Annotated in this window: 16 protein-coding genes; 5 read left to right on the forward strand and 11 right to left on the reverse strand. The window is 61.0% G+C overall.

Going from position 1 to position 12,455, the window contains the following annotated elements; translation table 11 throughout:
* Positions 1-5 precede the first annotated feature (5 nt).
* The 3 genes from HALTADL_RS14850 to mvaD form a co-directional block, all read right to left on the reverse strand.
* On the reverse strand, positions 6-1,427 hold the full coding sequence (locus tag HALTADL_RS14850) for a PAS domain S-box protein (protein WP_089670861.1): 1,422 nt from the start codon (positions 1,425-1,427) through the stop codon (positions 6-8).
* Positions 1,424-1,624 (reverse strand): hypothetical protein, encoded by a 201-nt coding sequence (locus HALTADL_RS14855; protein WP_089670860.1) that lies wholly within the window; start codon positions 1,622-1,624, stop codon positions 1,424-1,426. Before HALTADL_RS14855 ends, HALTADL_RS14850 begins: the two co-directional genes overlap by 4 nt.
* Positions 1,625-1,697: 73 nt before the next feature.
* Positions 1,698-2,675 (reverse strand): phosphomevalonate decarboxylase MvaD, encoded by a 978-nt coding sequence (mvaD, locus tag HALTADL_RS14860; protein WP_177171894.1) that lies wholly within the window; start codon positions 2,673-2,675, stop codon positions 1,698-1,700.
* Positions 2,676-2,800: 125 nt separating this feature from the next.
* On the opposite strand from mvaD, the gene HALTADL_RS14865 reads away from it, so the two are divergent.
* On the forward strand, positions 2,801-3,136 hold the full coding sequence (locus HALTADL_RS14865; protein ID WP_089670858.1) for a 2Fe-2S iron-sulfur cluster-binding protein: 336 nt from the start codon (positions 2,801-2,803) through the stop codon (positions 3,134-3,136).
* Here HALTADL_RS14865 and HALTADL_RS14870 read toward each other — a convergent pair whose 3' ends face one another.
* Complete coding sequence (locus HALTADL_RS14870; protein WP_089670857.1) at positions 3,137-3,451, reverse strand: ASCH domain-containing protein; 315 nt, start codon at positions 3,449-3,451, stop codon at positions 3,137-3,139. It abuts the gene before it with no gap.
* Between the two features lie 97 nt (positions 3,452-3,548).
* Between HALTADL_RS14870 and pyrB the strand changes: the two genes are divergently transcribed.
* The 3 genes from pyrB (at position 3,549) to HALTADL_RS14885 (ending at position 6,027) form a co-directional block, all read left to right on the forward strand.
* On the forward strand, positions 3,549-4,469 hold the full coding sequence (gene pyrB / locus HALTADL_RS14875) for an aspartate carbamoyltransferase (protein WP_089670856.1): 921 nt from the start codon (positions 3,549-3,551) through the stop codon (positions 4,467-4,469).
* Complete coding sequence (pyrI, locus tag HALTADL_RS14880) at positions 4,466-4,927, forward strand: aspartate carbamoyltransferase regulatory subunit (protein WP_089670855.1); 462 nt, start codon at positions 4,466-4,468, stop codon at positions 4,925-4,927. Before pyrB ends, pyrI begins: the two co-directional genes overlap by 4 nt.
* A gap of 239 nt (positions 4,928-5,166) precedes the next feature.
* Positions 5,167-6,027 (forward strand): hypothetical protein, encoded by an 861-nt coding sequence (locus tag HALTADL_RS14885; RefSeq protein ID WP_089670854.1) that lies wholly within the window; start codon positions 5,167-5,169, stop codon positions 6,025-6,027.
* A gap of 7 nt (positions 6,028-6,034) precedes the next feature.
* Here HALTADL_RS14885 and HALTADL_RS14890 read toward each other — a convergent pair whose 3' ends face one another.
* The 3 genes from HALTADL_RS14890 to HALTADL_RS14895 form a co-directional block, all read right to left on the reverse strand.
* A complete protein-coding gene (locus HALTADL_RS14890) occupies positions 6,035-7,636 on the reverse strand; it encodes a succinic semialdehyde dehydrogenase (protein ID WP_089670853.1) in 1,602 nt (533 codons plus the stop codon).
* Between the two features lie 68 nt (positions 7,637-7,704).
* Positions 7,705-7,830, reverse strand: coding sequence for a hypothetical protein (locus HALTADL_RS17890; protein WP_265472934.1), 126 nt, complete (start codon positions 7,828-7,830; stop codon positions 7,705-7,707).
* 75 nt (positions 7,831-7,905) lie between these two features.
* A complete protein-coding gene (locus tag HALTADL_RS14895) occupies positions 7,906-8,646 on the reverse strand; it encodes a ThuA domain-containing protein (RefSeq protein ID WP_089670852.1) in 741 nt (246 codons plus the stop codon).
* A 178-nt stretch (positions 8,647-8,824) separates the two neighbouring features.
* Here HALTADL_RS14895 and HALTADL_RS14900 point away from each other — a divergent pair, with 178 nt between their 5' ends.
* Positions 8,825-9,259 (forward strand): universal stress protein, encoded by a 435-nt coding sequence (locus HALTADL_RS14900; RefSeq protein WP_089670851.1) that lies wholly within the window; start codon positions 8,825-8,827, stop codon positions 9,257-9,259.
* A gap of 48 nt (positions 9,260-9,307) precedes the next feature.
* On the opposite strand, the gene cobT is transcribed toward HALTADL_RS14900, so the two are convergent.
* The 4 genes from cobT to HALTADL_RS14920 all read right to left on the reverse strand — a co-directional run bounded on the left by cobT (position 9,308) and on the right by HALTADL_RS14920 (position 12,347).
* Entirely contained in the window at positions 9,308-10,369 is a 1,062-nt protein-coding gene (gene cobT / locus HALTADL_RS14905; RefSeq protein ID WP_089670850.1) for a nicotinate-nucleotide--dimethylbenzimidazole phosphoribosyltransferase, read from the reverse strand.
* Complete coding sequence (locus HALTADL_RS14910; protein WP_089670849.1) at positions 10,366-10,827, reverse strand: hypothetical protein; 462 nt, start codon at positions 10,825-10,827, stop codon at positions 10,366-10,368. Before HALTADL_RS14910 ends, cobT begins: the two co-directional genes overlap by 4 nt.
* Positions 10,828-10,917: 90 nt before the next feature.
* Complete coding sequence (locus HALTADL_RS14915) at positions 10,918-11,376, reverse strand: hypothetical protein (RefSeq protein ID WP_143054106.1); 459 nt, start codon at positions 11,374-11,376, stop codon at positions 10,918-10,920.
* 173 nt (positions 11,377-11,549) lie between these two features.
* Complete coding sequence (locus HALTADL_RS14920) at positions 11,550-12,347, reverse strand: helix-turn-helix transcriptional regulator (protein ID WP_089670847.1); 798 nt, start codon at positions 12,345-12,347, stop codon at positions 11,550-11,552.
* Positions 12,348-12,455 lie beyond the last annotated feature (108 nt).

The raw sequence follows: 12,455 nt of genomic DNA on the forward strand, positions 1-12,455 counted from the left end.
TTCGGTCAGGTCGACTCGGGGAGCAACGGCACGCGGAACGCAAGCACGCTCCCACGAGGCTCGTTTGCCGACCGGTCGACGGCTCCACCGAGGGCGGTAACCGACCAGTACATAAGCCAGAGGCCGATGCTGTCGGCGTGACGGAGCGGTGTTTCGTTGCCCGTTTTGATGATCTCCCACTCCGTGTCGGGAATCCCGGGTCCGTTGTCCGCGATTTCGACGGTGGCTGTCTCGCCTCCGTCTACGGGGTCGACCGTAACCATCACTTGCGGCGGATCGCAGTCGGCATGAATCACGGCGTTCTCGATGGCTTCCTCGAAGGCGATCCGAAACACGCTCCCGTTGGGGATCTCGGCATCGGCGGCTGGAACCGTCGTCTCGAAGACGGCCTCGGGATACCGCTGGCGGAACTGGTCGACCAGCCCGTCGAGAGTGGAGATGGCCATCGGTGGCCCGTCGTTTCCGGCAAGGATGTTTTGAAGCGCAGTCGTTCGATCACTGATTCGTTTCAGCGCTTTCGTCCGCTCACGGATCGTCCGGACTGCATCTTTGCGGTCGGCTTCGCTGCGGTCGGTCTCCAACAGCTCGGTGTAGCCTTCGATCACGTTGAGCGAGGTCCGGAGGTTGTGTCGGAGGACACGGTTCAGCACAGTCACCACCTGCTGTGTGAGCTGCGTGTCGGTGATATCCGGTTCGATGGCGATGAAATGAGTCAGTTCGTCCTGCTCATCAGTGACCGGAACGATCTGCTGGTGGGCCTGATACAGCTCGCCGGATTGGGTGCGGTTGGTGAGTTCTGCCTCCCAGCTCTCGCCGGCCAAAATCGTGTTCCAGAGATCCTCGTAGAACGCGTCGTCCTGCTCGCCGGAGTTGAGAATACGGGGTGTGTTCCCGACCGCCTCGGCGGCCGAATACCCCGTCACTCGCTCGAATGCTGGGTTTACGTACTCGATTATCCCCGCGGTGTCGGTGATAAACATCACCTGATCGGAGTTCTCGGAGTGTGTTTCGAACAGCGTTTTTTCGGCCGCGTGGGTTTTCGCATCCGAGATGTCCTCTTGATACCCCAGAAAGTGGGTCACGCTCCCGGCGTCATCCTTGATTGGGGAGATAGTGACCCGGTTCCAGAACATCGAGCCGTCTTTGTGGTAGTTTCGGAGCTCGACAGTCGTCGACTGTTCGCGTGCAATCGCCTCGCGGAGTTCGGCGACCGGCTCCTCGCGGGTCGACTCCCCCTGCAGAAACCGACAGTTGCGTCCGAGCGCCTCGGCTTCGGTGTAGCCCGTGAGGTCGACGAACGCATCGTTCACGTACACCAGTGGGTTGTCGTCCCGAGAGACGTCGGCGATTGTCGTACCAATCGGCGACTGGCTGGCCGCCTGTTCGTACAGCGAGCGGTTCTCAGGTGGGTTTGGTGGATTACTCATGGCTGAACGCTACTATCGTCGACTTTGCGGTCGCATGTAACTGCGGCACGCGATGGGATCACGTCGCGGGTCGGTTCATCAGTGCCGAGGAACTCACGTTGGAGTCCACCGGCAAGGGCACAAATCGCCTCGCTCGGGTCCCGAATAAAATCAACCAACTGAATAGCTACCGAGCCAACAGGATTGTGCTGCCCCATCTCATCAGAGTTGAAGCGGCCACCAGTTGGATGTTTGGATGAAATTATCCGATTCGATACGCTAAACCCGGAGTTAGAATAGCGCTTTGTCTTCGGCGAGAACGTGTGCCGGACCGCCGACCTCCCAGACGTCGGTTTCGATCCCGATCTCGGAGATCCGTTCTTCGACCTCCTCTACGTACTCTTCGCGCGTGTTGACGTAGACGCTCGCGCCCGTATCGGTCGAGAAATAGACGTCGACGCCCTCCTCACGGAGTTCGCGGACGGCGTTAAACACCGCAATCGTCTCCGGTTGCCAGTAGACCCAGCCCGATGGCCCAGTCATGGTTGCGGCGGTCAGCGACAGCGAATCGTGTTCGGCGAGTTCGAACACGCGGTCGAATGAGGCTTCGCGGAGGCCGTCGCGCATCTCGACGATCTGATCGTGGACGTGAGCCAACCGGGCCTGAAACATGTGGCTCTCGGCGGCCTCCTTATGCGCCGCTTCGGTCTCTTTATAAGACGGGACGTGGGCTGCAACGATTTTGAGGTCGTCTTCAAGCTCGGAGTCGAGCCGGTAGGACCGACAGTCTTCGTCGTTGAGCCCGGCGTACAGATGCGAAAAGGCACCCGTCACTGCGCGAGCGGCCGACGACGAGCCACGGCGGGCGACCGTTGAGACTTCGGGCAGGCTCATATCGAGTCCGGCAGCCTCAACGAGTGCGAGGGCTGCGGCGGCGAATCCAGAGGACGACGAGCCAAACCCGATGTTCGAGGGGAAGGAATTCTCGCTTTCGAAACGGACTGCGTGGTCAAATTCTGCCAGTTCGCGGACGTGGTCGACGACCATTTCAATTCGTTCGGCAGCCCGACCGTCGACTTCCTCGCCGTCGATCAGATAGACGTCGTCGGCTGGCTCGCTGTCGGTGAGCCATTCGACGGTCGTGGTGGTGTTGGTCGGGGCGGTACAGACACTGATCGAATCGTGGTACGGGAGTCGAAGCTCCGGATCGCGCATCCCGTGGTATTTGACGAGTCCCTGAATCGGGTGGGCTCGTGCGGTTGCCTTCATGCTCATTGTCGGTATGGGGACCGGTCGGCGGTTAGTCGTTCCGGATTTCGGACTTAAATTCGTCCAAGTGCCGACGACAGAACCGATAACAAGTGTTTAGGGCAAAGTCGCCGAACGCTTGCGGTATGACCGAGTACACCGTCGAGTTCGTTGGGACCGGAGAGACGATTACGGTCTCCGACAAGCAGACGATTCTCAAAGCCTGTATCGAGGAAGGCATCGCCCAAGAGTACTCCTGCCGTGTCGGGATGTGTCTGGCCTGTTCGGCCGAGATCATCGAGGGCGAAGTCGCACAACCCGCTGCCCGCGGCTTTACCGAAAAGGAACGCGAGAACTACGCGCTGACCTGTATGGCCCGCGCCCAATCGGATCTCAAACTCGAACGCGGCGTCTACCCGCCGAGTATCGAAGACGACGTGCCGACCGCGAGTAGCGACGCAGCCCCTGCCGACGACGACTGATTATTGGGCTTCGAACTGGTGGCGAACAACCTCTGCGTCATCGTCCCACTCGAAGTTCCCCTCGTGAGCTTCGACTAACCGTTCTCTGTAGGCCGCCAGATCCGCCGACCCCTCCCGTTGGGCGTCTCTGTCGGTCATCTCGCCCAGCGTTAGCTCGTCGACACCCACGACAACGAACTCTTGATCGTCAATCACGAAGCTATCGCCCTCCTCGGCGTAGGCCGACCCCCGAGAAATCTGGGTCATTTTACCGCAAAGCACCGCCTTCCGAACCCGGTCGTTGGGCAACAGCTCGTCTGCATCAATTGTTCCCATGACATAGCATCACAATGTATTGATAAAAAACCAACCTTCGACTGGTCGCCGAGTCGACCCGCGGGATTCAAGAGCGTTGGGCGACCCCTCTCACACAATGCGACAGGACCACCTCATTTCCGCGACCCAGCTCTCGCGGGCAGACATCGAGGCGGTGCTCGACCGGGCTGCCGAGATCGACGCCGACCCGGCGGCGTGGGGCGATGCCCACGGCCGAGCCGTTCTCGGCCTCTGCTTTTTCGAGCCGAGCACCCGTACGAAAATGAGTTTCGACACCGCCATCAAGCGACTCGGCGGCACCACCACCGACATGGGATCGGTCGACTCCTCGTCGGTCAAAAAGGGCGAAAGCCTCGCCGACACTGTCCGCGTGGTCGAAGGCTACGCCGACGCGCTCGTCCTCCGGCATCCCAGCGAGGGTGCAGCCAAGATGGCCGCCGAGTTCGTCGACGTCCCCGTGATCAATGCGGGCGACGGCGCGGGCCAGCACCCGAGCCAAACGCTGCTTGATCTGTACACCATCCGCGAAAACGTCGGCCTCGATGACCTCTCGATTGGGATCATGGGCGACCTCAAATACGGCCGGACGGTCCACTCGCTGGCCGAGGCACTGACCAACTTCGACGTGCGACAGCATTTCATCAGCCCCGAGAGCCTGCGACTCCCCCGCGGCGTCCGGTTCGACCTCCACCAGTCGGGCGCGCAGGTCAGAGAACACACCGAACTGGAGGGTGTCTTGCCGGACCTCGACGTGCTGTACGTCACCCGCATCCAGCGCGAGCGATTCCCCGACGAAAACGAGTACGAGAAGGTCGCTGGCGAGTACCAGATCGACACCAAGACGTTGGAGGCCGCTGCCGACGATCTGGCCGTTATGCACCCCCTCCCACGGGTCGACGAGATCGATCCCGCGGTCGACGGGACCGACCACGCGACCTACTTCGAGCAGGCCCACAACGGCGTGCCGGTCCGCATGGCACTGCTTGACTACCTGCTCTCGGAGGAGGTCGACCAATGAGCGACCACGAACTCCGGGTCTCGAAGATCCGCAACGGCACCGTTATCGACCACGTCTCCGGTGGCCACGCGCTCAACGTCCTTTCCATCCTCGGCATCGACGGCTCCGAGGGACTCGGCGTCTCGGTCGTCATGAACGTCCCCAGCGACCGCCTCGGCCTGAAGGATGTCGTCAAGGTCGAAGACCGGGAACTCAGCCAGTCGGAGGTCGACGTCATCTCGCTGATCGCCCCCGAAGCAACGATTAACATCATCCGAGATTTCGAAGTCGTCCAGAAGAACCGCGTCGACCGTCCCGAGAGCGTCATCGGCCTGCTGTCGTGTCCGAACCGGAACTGTATCACTAACGACGGCGAACCGGTCGAAACCAAGTTCGCCGTCGTCGAGGATGGCGTTCGGTGTGCCTACTGTGGGACGATTATCCGGGATTCGCTGGCCGGACATATCGATCCGGAGTAACGGGACGCCACGCCGGTTCCGAACACCGAGTTGCCCATCGCAGGAAAGAATTTTAAGCGGTCCGTCCATCTATTATCGTATGTCCACGAAACTGAAACTCATCGGAGTCCTTGTCGTTGTTGTACTGGCTTACGCACTGTTTTCGGGCGACACTGAACCCGTCGAAGTAACCGTCGAAGAGTAGCGCCGCGGCAGGCTGAGACGAATCACTTACACACGGCGGCGGCCAACCCTCGGCCATGTACGGGGTCGTCACCCGAAACGTGCCCGAGGTCGACTGGCCGGAGTTCAGCCGCGCTTTTTACGAAGTCAAATCCGTCAGCGGGCGGCCCTCCGATCCCATTAGCAACGCCACTAACATGGTGTCGTGTTTCGCCGACAACGCCGCCGCCGGCGAGAACCCCGATCTCGTCCCGGTCGACGAGGCGGGCCAAGAGGCGACCCGCGACCGCAAGTATTTCGATTGGGCCTACATCTGTCCGACCCACGACGCCTACCGCGAGGGCCTCTTGGAGATCATCGCGGACTGCGCCGAGGCGAATCCGGACGTGCGCCTCGACGATGTCGGCTTTCCTCGTGAAGGCTACTGCCACTGCGAGCGCTGCGAGCAGCGGTTTGAAGCGAGCGACTACGAAGAGTGGACCGAGTGGCGCGCCTCGATTATCACCGACTTCGTCGCTGAAGCCAGCGACCGAGTCCCCGGCGACCTGTCGGTGACGCTGTATCCAGATCCGTATCCCGGCCATCTCTACGAGCGGGCGGGGCTTGATCTCGATGCCCTTTCGGAGTTCGTCGACGAGTTCGTCGTCCCACTGTACGATCTCGACTACGGGACGACCTATTGGCTCGAAACCATCGGTCGCGGGTTCCGAACCGCGTTAGGCGGTTCCTACGACCCCAATGGACAGGAACCGGACACACCGTTTTCGGTCGAACTGTACGCGGTCGACGTGGACGTCGACAACCTAATACAGGTCGCAGAAATCGCGGACACCTACGCCAAAGACGTCCTCTTTGGCTACGATGCCGCCCAAGCGTCGGCCGCGATCCGACGCAAGGACGCCGACCAGCGCGAAGGCGAAAGCTACGGCCCCGAGTAGGCAGTCCCTACCGCAGGAGAGACCGCATGGCCCGCTTGAGTCGACGCCCGGTTTGTTGAGCCACACACAGTCCCTCGACAGCCCACCCCAACGGAACCCACTCCGGCGGGGCCAGCGGGCCGACACGAGAGACTGCAACTGTGCGGGCCTCCAGATAGCGTTTGATACCTTCTGGTCCGTGGCGTCGACCGAGTCCGGAGTCGCCGAACCCACCCATCGGCGCGTCGACAGCACCCCACCCCACGGCAAACCCATCGTTGACACAGACGGTGCCGCAGTCGACCTGTCGGGCGACTCGCTGGCCCCGCTCTCGATTTGCGGTCCAAACGCTGGCGTTGAGTCCGTACGGCGAGTCGTTGGCGGCCTCGATTGCTGCCTCTGTGGACGGAACTGATGAGACCGAGACAACCGGGCCAAAGGTCTCCTCGCAGGCAACCGAGGCCTCGGGGTCGACATCGGTGAGGATCGTCGGCTCGTAGCAGTAGGGCGCGATGTCGGGCCGGTGTCGACCCCCAGTCTGGACTGTTGCACCTGACTCACGAGCGTCGTCGACGTGGCTCCGAACGCGGTCGAGCTGGTCGGCGTCGATCAGCGAGCCGACATCCGCCGCGTAATCGTAGCCCGTTCCGAGCGTGAGTTGACGGGTTTCGTCGACGAACGCATCGAGGAACGCGGTATAAATGGAGTCCGCGACGTAGATCCGCTCGGCAGCCAGACAGAGCTGCCCGGCGTTCGCAAAGCAACTCGCGGCCGCACCGCGGGCGGCCTCGGCGACATCGGCGTCATCGAGCACGAGGAAGGGGTTTTTGCCGCCGAGTTCGAGCGAGCAGTCGATCAGGTTCCGGCCAGCCTGCGCGGCGACCGTGCGTCCGGTTTTGGTGCCGCCGGTAAAGGCGATGTAGTCGACGTGATCGATCACCGCGGGACCGACCGTCGACCCCTCGCCGGTGACGATCTGCAGGACGTCCGCTGGCAGGCCTGCCTGCTCCAACAGGTCGGCGAGAAACAGCGTGGCGTACGGCGTCTTTTCATCCGGTTTGAGGACGACACTGTTGCCCGCGACCAGCGCCGGAATCACGTCAGCCATTGCGAGGGTTACGGGATAGTTCCACGGCGAGATGACGCCCACGACACCGACCGGTTCGTAGGTGACTGTCGCCGCCGTAAGCAGTGGAATCCCGCCGGATCGAGGGTTATCGGCAACGGCGTCGGGTCCGCAGTCGACCGCCTGATCACACGTCGACGGAATCGTAAACAGCTCCTCGACGGCGGTCCCTCGGGCCTTTCCGCTTTCGAGCTGGATGAGATCGAGTAGCTCCTCGCGGTGTTTGATGACGAGGTCACTAAACCGGTCGATGACAGCAGCCCGCTTTTTGACCGGTGTCGCTGCCCACGCCGACTGAGCGTCACGAGCCACCTCAACGGCGGACGCGACATCGGCCCTGTCACACGCAGGCACCGATCCGATAGGGTCGGTCGTCGCTGGAGCCGTGACTGTAAGCGTCTCCGCAGACGCCGAGTCGACCCGGTCTGCGAGCGTCTCCAGTCGATCCGCCGTGAGAGCTGTATTTAAAAAGGGTGTCGACGAAGCGTCGGATGAGGCTGACATCTATTTGCGTTAGTATCCGTGATATTGGCTGAAATAGTTATGGCTCAGGCGAAATACAGTAACAACTGTCATCCGGCATAGCTCAGATACCAGATAACTGCAATCCCGGTCACAAATATCAGGAGGGCGATCCCACCCAACAGGAACATCAAACCGAGTCCGGCCTCATGACTGGTGTCGTCAGTGTCACTCATCAGTGGCGGTACGCAGGGTGTTCACTTAGATCATACGCCAGTTCCACGGTTGGGGGCGACCACAGCGCTGAGCGATCAGTGAACCGTTCGGTCGTCGCTCGTATCGATATCCTCCCGTGGCTCGTAGTTGCCGAACGTCGGCGTCGGTCCCTCGCCCGGCGCGGCCCAGTCGACGGCGTTGACCAACACCTGCTGGACGGCCTCATTGTGATAAACAGGATACGTTTCGTGGCCCGGCCGGAAGTAGAAGACACGACCGTTGCCACGACGATAACAACAGCCCGACCGGAACACCTCGCCACCCTCGAACCACGAGTTGAACACGAGCGTGTCTGGAGCCGGGATATCGAACCGCTCGCCGTACATCTCGGCGTCGTCGACCTCGATGTATTCGTCAATGCCATCGGCAATCGGATGGCTCGGCTCGACAACCCAGAGTCGTTCCTTTTCGGCGGCTTCCCGCCATTTGAGTGAGCAGGAGGTCCCCATCAGTTGCTTGAAAATCTTCGAATAGTGGCCCGAATGGAGAACGAGCAGCCCCATCCCATCGAGGACATGCTGGTGAACGCGGTCGACGATCTCGTCGCGGACCTCGTCGTGGGCCGCATGGCCCCACCATGTAAGGACGTCAGTTTCGGCCAAGACCTCCTCAGTCAGCCCGTGTTCGGGTTCGTCGAGGGTTGCAGTTTGGGTGTCGAAGCCAGCCGAATCGAGCGTGTCGGCGATGACAGAATGGATGCCATCGGGGTAAATTTCGGCGACGACGTCGCTCTCACGTTCGTGGCGGTACTCGTTCCAGACGGTGACGTTGGTCATACGCCGTCGACGGGGCCACTCCACAAGAGTGGTTGTGTCGACGTGGCTAGTGGTTCGCTCCGGCGACCCTCATTAGGCACACACTATATAAAAGGCCGAACAGTCACTGGGAGGGCAAAATACAGCTATACCGCAGGTGGTCGTAGACAACAGTGTTCGACCACGTCGAGCCGATAGCATGCCACAATCATTCGTTGAAGTGAACGTCCTGCTTCCAATTGCCGACGAGGAGGACGCCCACAACACCTGTGAAGCAGTCGTCCCGTATCTGGCAGGGAAAGACTGTCGAGTGTTCGTGATTCACGTCGTCAAACACAAGAAACACAAAGTCGACACCGACGCCATCGAAGCCCGTGCCGAAACCGTCTTCGAGTACGCAAGCGGCTGTTTCGACGCCGTCGGCATTCCGGTGACGGGCGAAGTGTGGTACGGCACGGATGTCAGCGAGACGATTCTCAATGCAGCCGCAGAACACGCTGCCGATTCGATCATTCTCACGCCGCGCAAGAAATCAGTCTGGCGGCGGCTCATCTCGGAGAACGTCATCGGACAACTCGCGAGAAGCGTCGACCAGCCGCTGATCATCGTTCCGACGACCGAAGACGATTCGTGACGACCGAAGGCGACGACTAACCGGTCGGGACGACATGGTAGTCGCTGTTTACTCGGTGTCGAGGCCTGCCTCAGCGAACGTCGACATCTCGGTGTGGGCCGTACATGCTGCCCGGTAGACGCTCACGGCGACCGCCGCGCCAGTTCCCTCGCCGAGTCGCATTCCGTAGTCGAAACACGACTCCAAACCGAGGGCATCTAACTGGGCCTCGTGGCCGGGTTCGACCGAAGCATGCGATGGGAGTAGATAGTCGACCACCCTCGGTTCGATTGCGGCTGCCACGAGGGCCGCCGCCCCGGCGATGAACCCGTCGACGACTACCGGCGTCCGGCGGCTGGCGGTCTCCAAGGTGACGCCGACGAGACCAGCGATTTCGAACCCACCGACCGACCGGACGACGTCGACCGGATCTGTCGGATCGGGAGTTGTTGTCTCGATGGCCTGCTCGATCACGTCGACCTTCTGGGCTCTGGTCTCCTCGTCAATCCCGGTTCCATGACCCGTAACCGCCGCAACCTCGTTGTCAGTTAGCAGGGCAGTGATGGCTGCACTCGACGTCGTGTTGCCGATTCCCATCTCGCCGAGCCCGATGAGGTTCGCCTCGGCGGCCTGCTCGCTGACGACCGAGCGGCCTGCTGCGATAGCGGCCAGTGCTTGCTCGCGGCTCATTGCAGGCCCGGCTGCCATGTTGGCAGTCCCATCGGTGATGTGGTGGTCGACGACCGCCGGCGGAACCTCGCCCGCGACACCCATGTCGACAATGACGTTCCGGATGTCTGCGGCCCCACACAGCGCACTGACTGCTGCGCCGCCCTCGCAGAAATTTGCGACCATCGCCGCTGTGATCGACTGGGGGTAGGCACTGACACCCTCTGCCGTCACACCGTGGTCGGCAGCCATCGTGACGACGGCCGCGGGGTCGACCGTTGGTTCGGTGGTCGACTGCATGGCCGCGATGTCGGCGGCCATCGTCTCCAGTCGACCGAGGCTGCCTGGCGGTTTCGTGAGGTTGGCCTGTCGGTCGACCGCGGCCTCGCGGGCCTCGCTGTCCAGCGGCGGAATCGTCACGTCGAGAATGGCGGTCGTGGTGTGGCCGGGGGTGCCGCTCATTCGCTGAAATCCGGCAGGTCGTCGGGAGCCTCGTACTCCGTCTCCCAATCGATGTACGATTCGAGAAGTACGTCGCAGACCTCTTGGCCGAGTTCGGTCAGGCTCGCGTTGATCGAGGAGATCGTCGACCAGCTTTCGAGTTCGGGGTGAATATCTCGCTCCTTCCAGTCTTCGGGGAGGCCGGGGGCGTGGTAGCCGACACGCTCGGCGAACGAATCCCAGAAGAAATCGAACCGGGAAAGCAGCTCCAAATCGAGGACGATCCGATAGGATTCCTCGGTGAGTTTTGTCTCTGCGGCCCAGTCGCTGAAGGCATCTTCCCACGCGCCCTCTTGGAGGAAGGCTTCGATTTCGGCCCGTTTGTAATCGGTGTCGCCAACCACCTCGGCGTCGTCGTACTCATTGGGGTCGACCGCGTCGAGTTCGGGGGGTTCCGGGACGTCGACGTCTAAGCTCATACCCCAACTCACCGCGCTGGTTGAATAACCGTATCGGCTTCCCGAATCGAGAGTGGAGAACAACGGTCGATCTCTGTAAGGTCGATGGCGCTACTGATTCTCGGCCGAACCGTCGTCGCCGCGCGGTTCTCCGAGGAGTCCGTACCGAGTTCGGTACAGCAGTCGACCGAGACACGCGCCGAGTTGATGACTGAACGTCGACTCCGGTGATCGACTGACGATGCGCCGATGGACCGCGATCTGTGCGACGGCTACGACCAACTGTGTTCGCCGTGACTGTTGAATTCCCCACAGATCAGCATCGTAAAGCAACTCGTAGAGTACTGAGTGGACGAACCCGATACTGAGATACGTCGGTGAAAGTCTGGCGGTCAACCCACTCTTAGAGGCCCCCGCCCACATCGCCGTCATTGGGCTGTCCTCAGGTGTCAGATCCTCGCGGTCGACATCGGCATACTGGTTCCCTTTGTATCGAAATACGACGAAAAACAGCAGTTGGATCGCGCTCATCAGCCACTTATATCGCGCATCAGTTCGCCGAGAACTCATACGATCTGTATCGGAAACGACAACTAAATGGTTTCCCCGAAAGTATAGGATTGGATGAAATGTCAGTGAAATGTTTAGTCGGTCACGTTCCACTCGGCGTCACAGTATCGGAACCGTACTCGATCCTCGGATTCGATGTCCAGTACCGCGCCGCCGTACTCTCGGATTGGCCCTCACTGGTCGACAACAGTTTCGACGACCGAGTCAGCCAGTGGTTCCGACGAGTCTTGGAACTCCGCATAGGTCCGTTCGGCCCACGTGACTGCCGCCGGTGTGTTGTTTATCATGACGCCTTTGACGCCGTTGTCGGCGTGGACCGTGATCCCTGCATGGGTCTCTTTGGGAGTAGTGGCGATCCAGAGCGATTCGGGAACCGGCTGGTCGGTGATCCGCAGTTCGACACGGTCGTACGACAGCAGCGTCGACATCGCCTGCGGTTTGAGTTCGAGCGCCGATTTGGCCAGTTGATGAGTGGTAATGATTTCGACATCGAGTCCCGCCTCTCGGACCTCTTCGAGGAGAATCTCCGGATAGGAGCTAAGCATGGCCGCGGCCAGCCCACGCAGTTGGCTCGCATCCCCCACGATCCGTGTACTCGGCTCTAAGGCCAGCTCCGGAACCTGTGGATCAGCGACTGACACGTCGAGCCCGTCGAGAAACCCAATCCCGATATCCAGTTCGGAGTCGTTGATGAGAGCGGTTGCGTCCGAGAGGGCGCTCGTCCGAGTGACGTAGTCACTGTAGACCGACAAAGCGGTGGCACCGGTCTTCGTCACCCGATAGCGGCCCTTTCCGGCTGGTTCTACACAGTCATGATCGCGGAAGGCCGTGATCGCCCTATCAATAGTCGACCGGGATTTGTCGACCGCAGCAACCAACTCCGGTTTTGTCCGCGGCCCCTCCGAGAGTGCTTCCAACACGTAGCGTCGCTTGCCGAGCTGATCGCGCAGATCGGCAGCCTGCTGTGACATCTATCGAAGACTCTGTCCTGCAATAATGAAGTATCTATCGTTGGCTGTGAACGAATCGTGGCCGTGAACAGCACGATCTCGGTCCCGAAACGAGCGACACGATGCCGC

This window comes from Halohasta litchfieldiae, from assembly GCF_002788215.1.
GTDB classification, from domain to species: domain Archaea; phylum Halobacteriota; class Halobacteria; order Halobacteriales; family Haloferacaceae; genus Halohasta; species Halohasta litchfieldiae.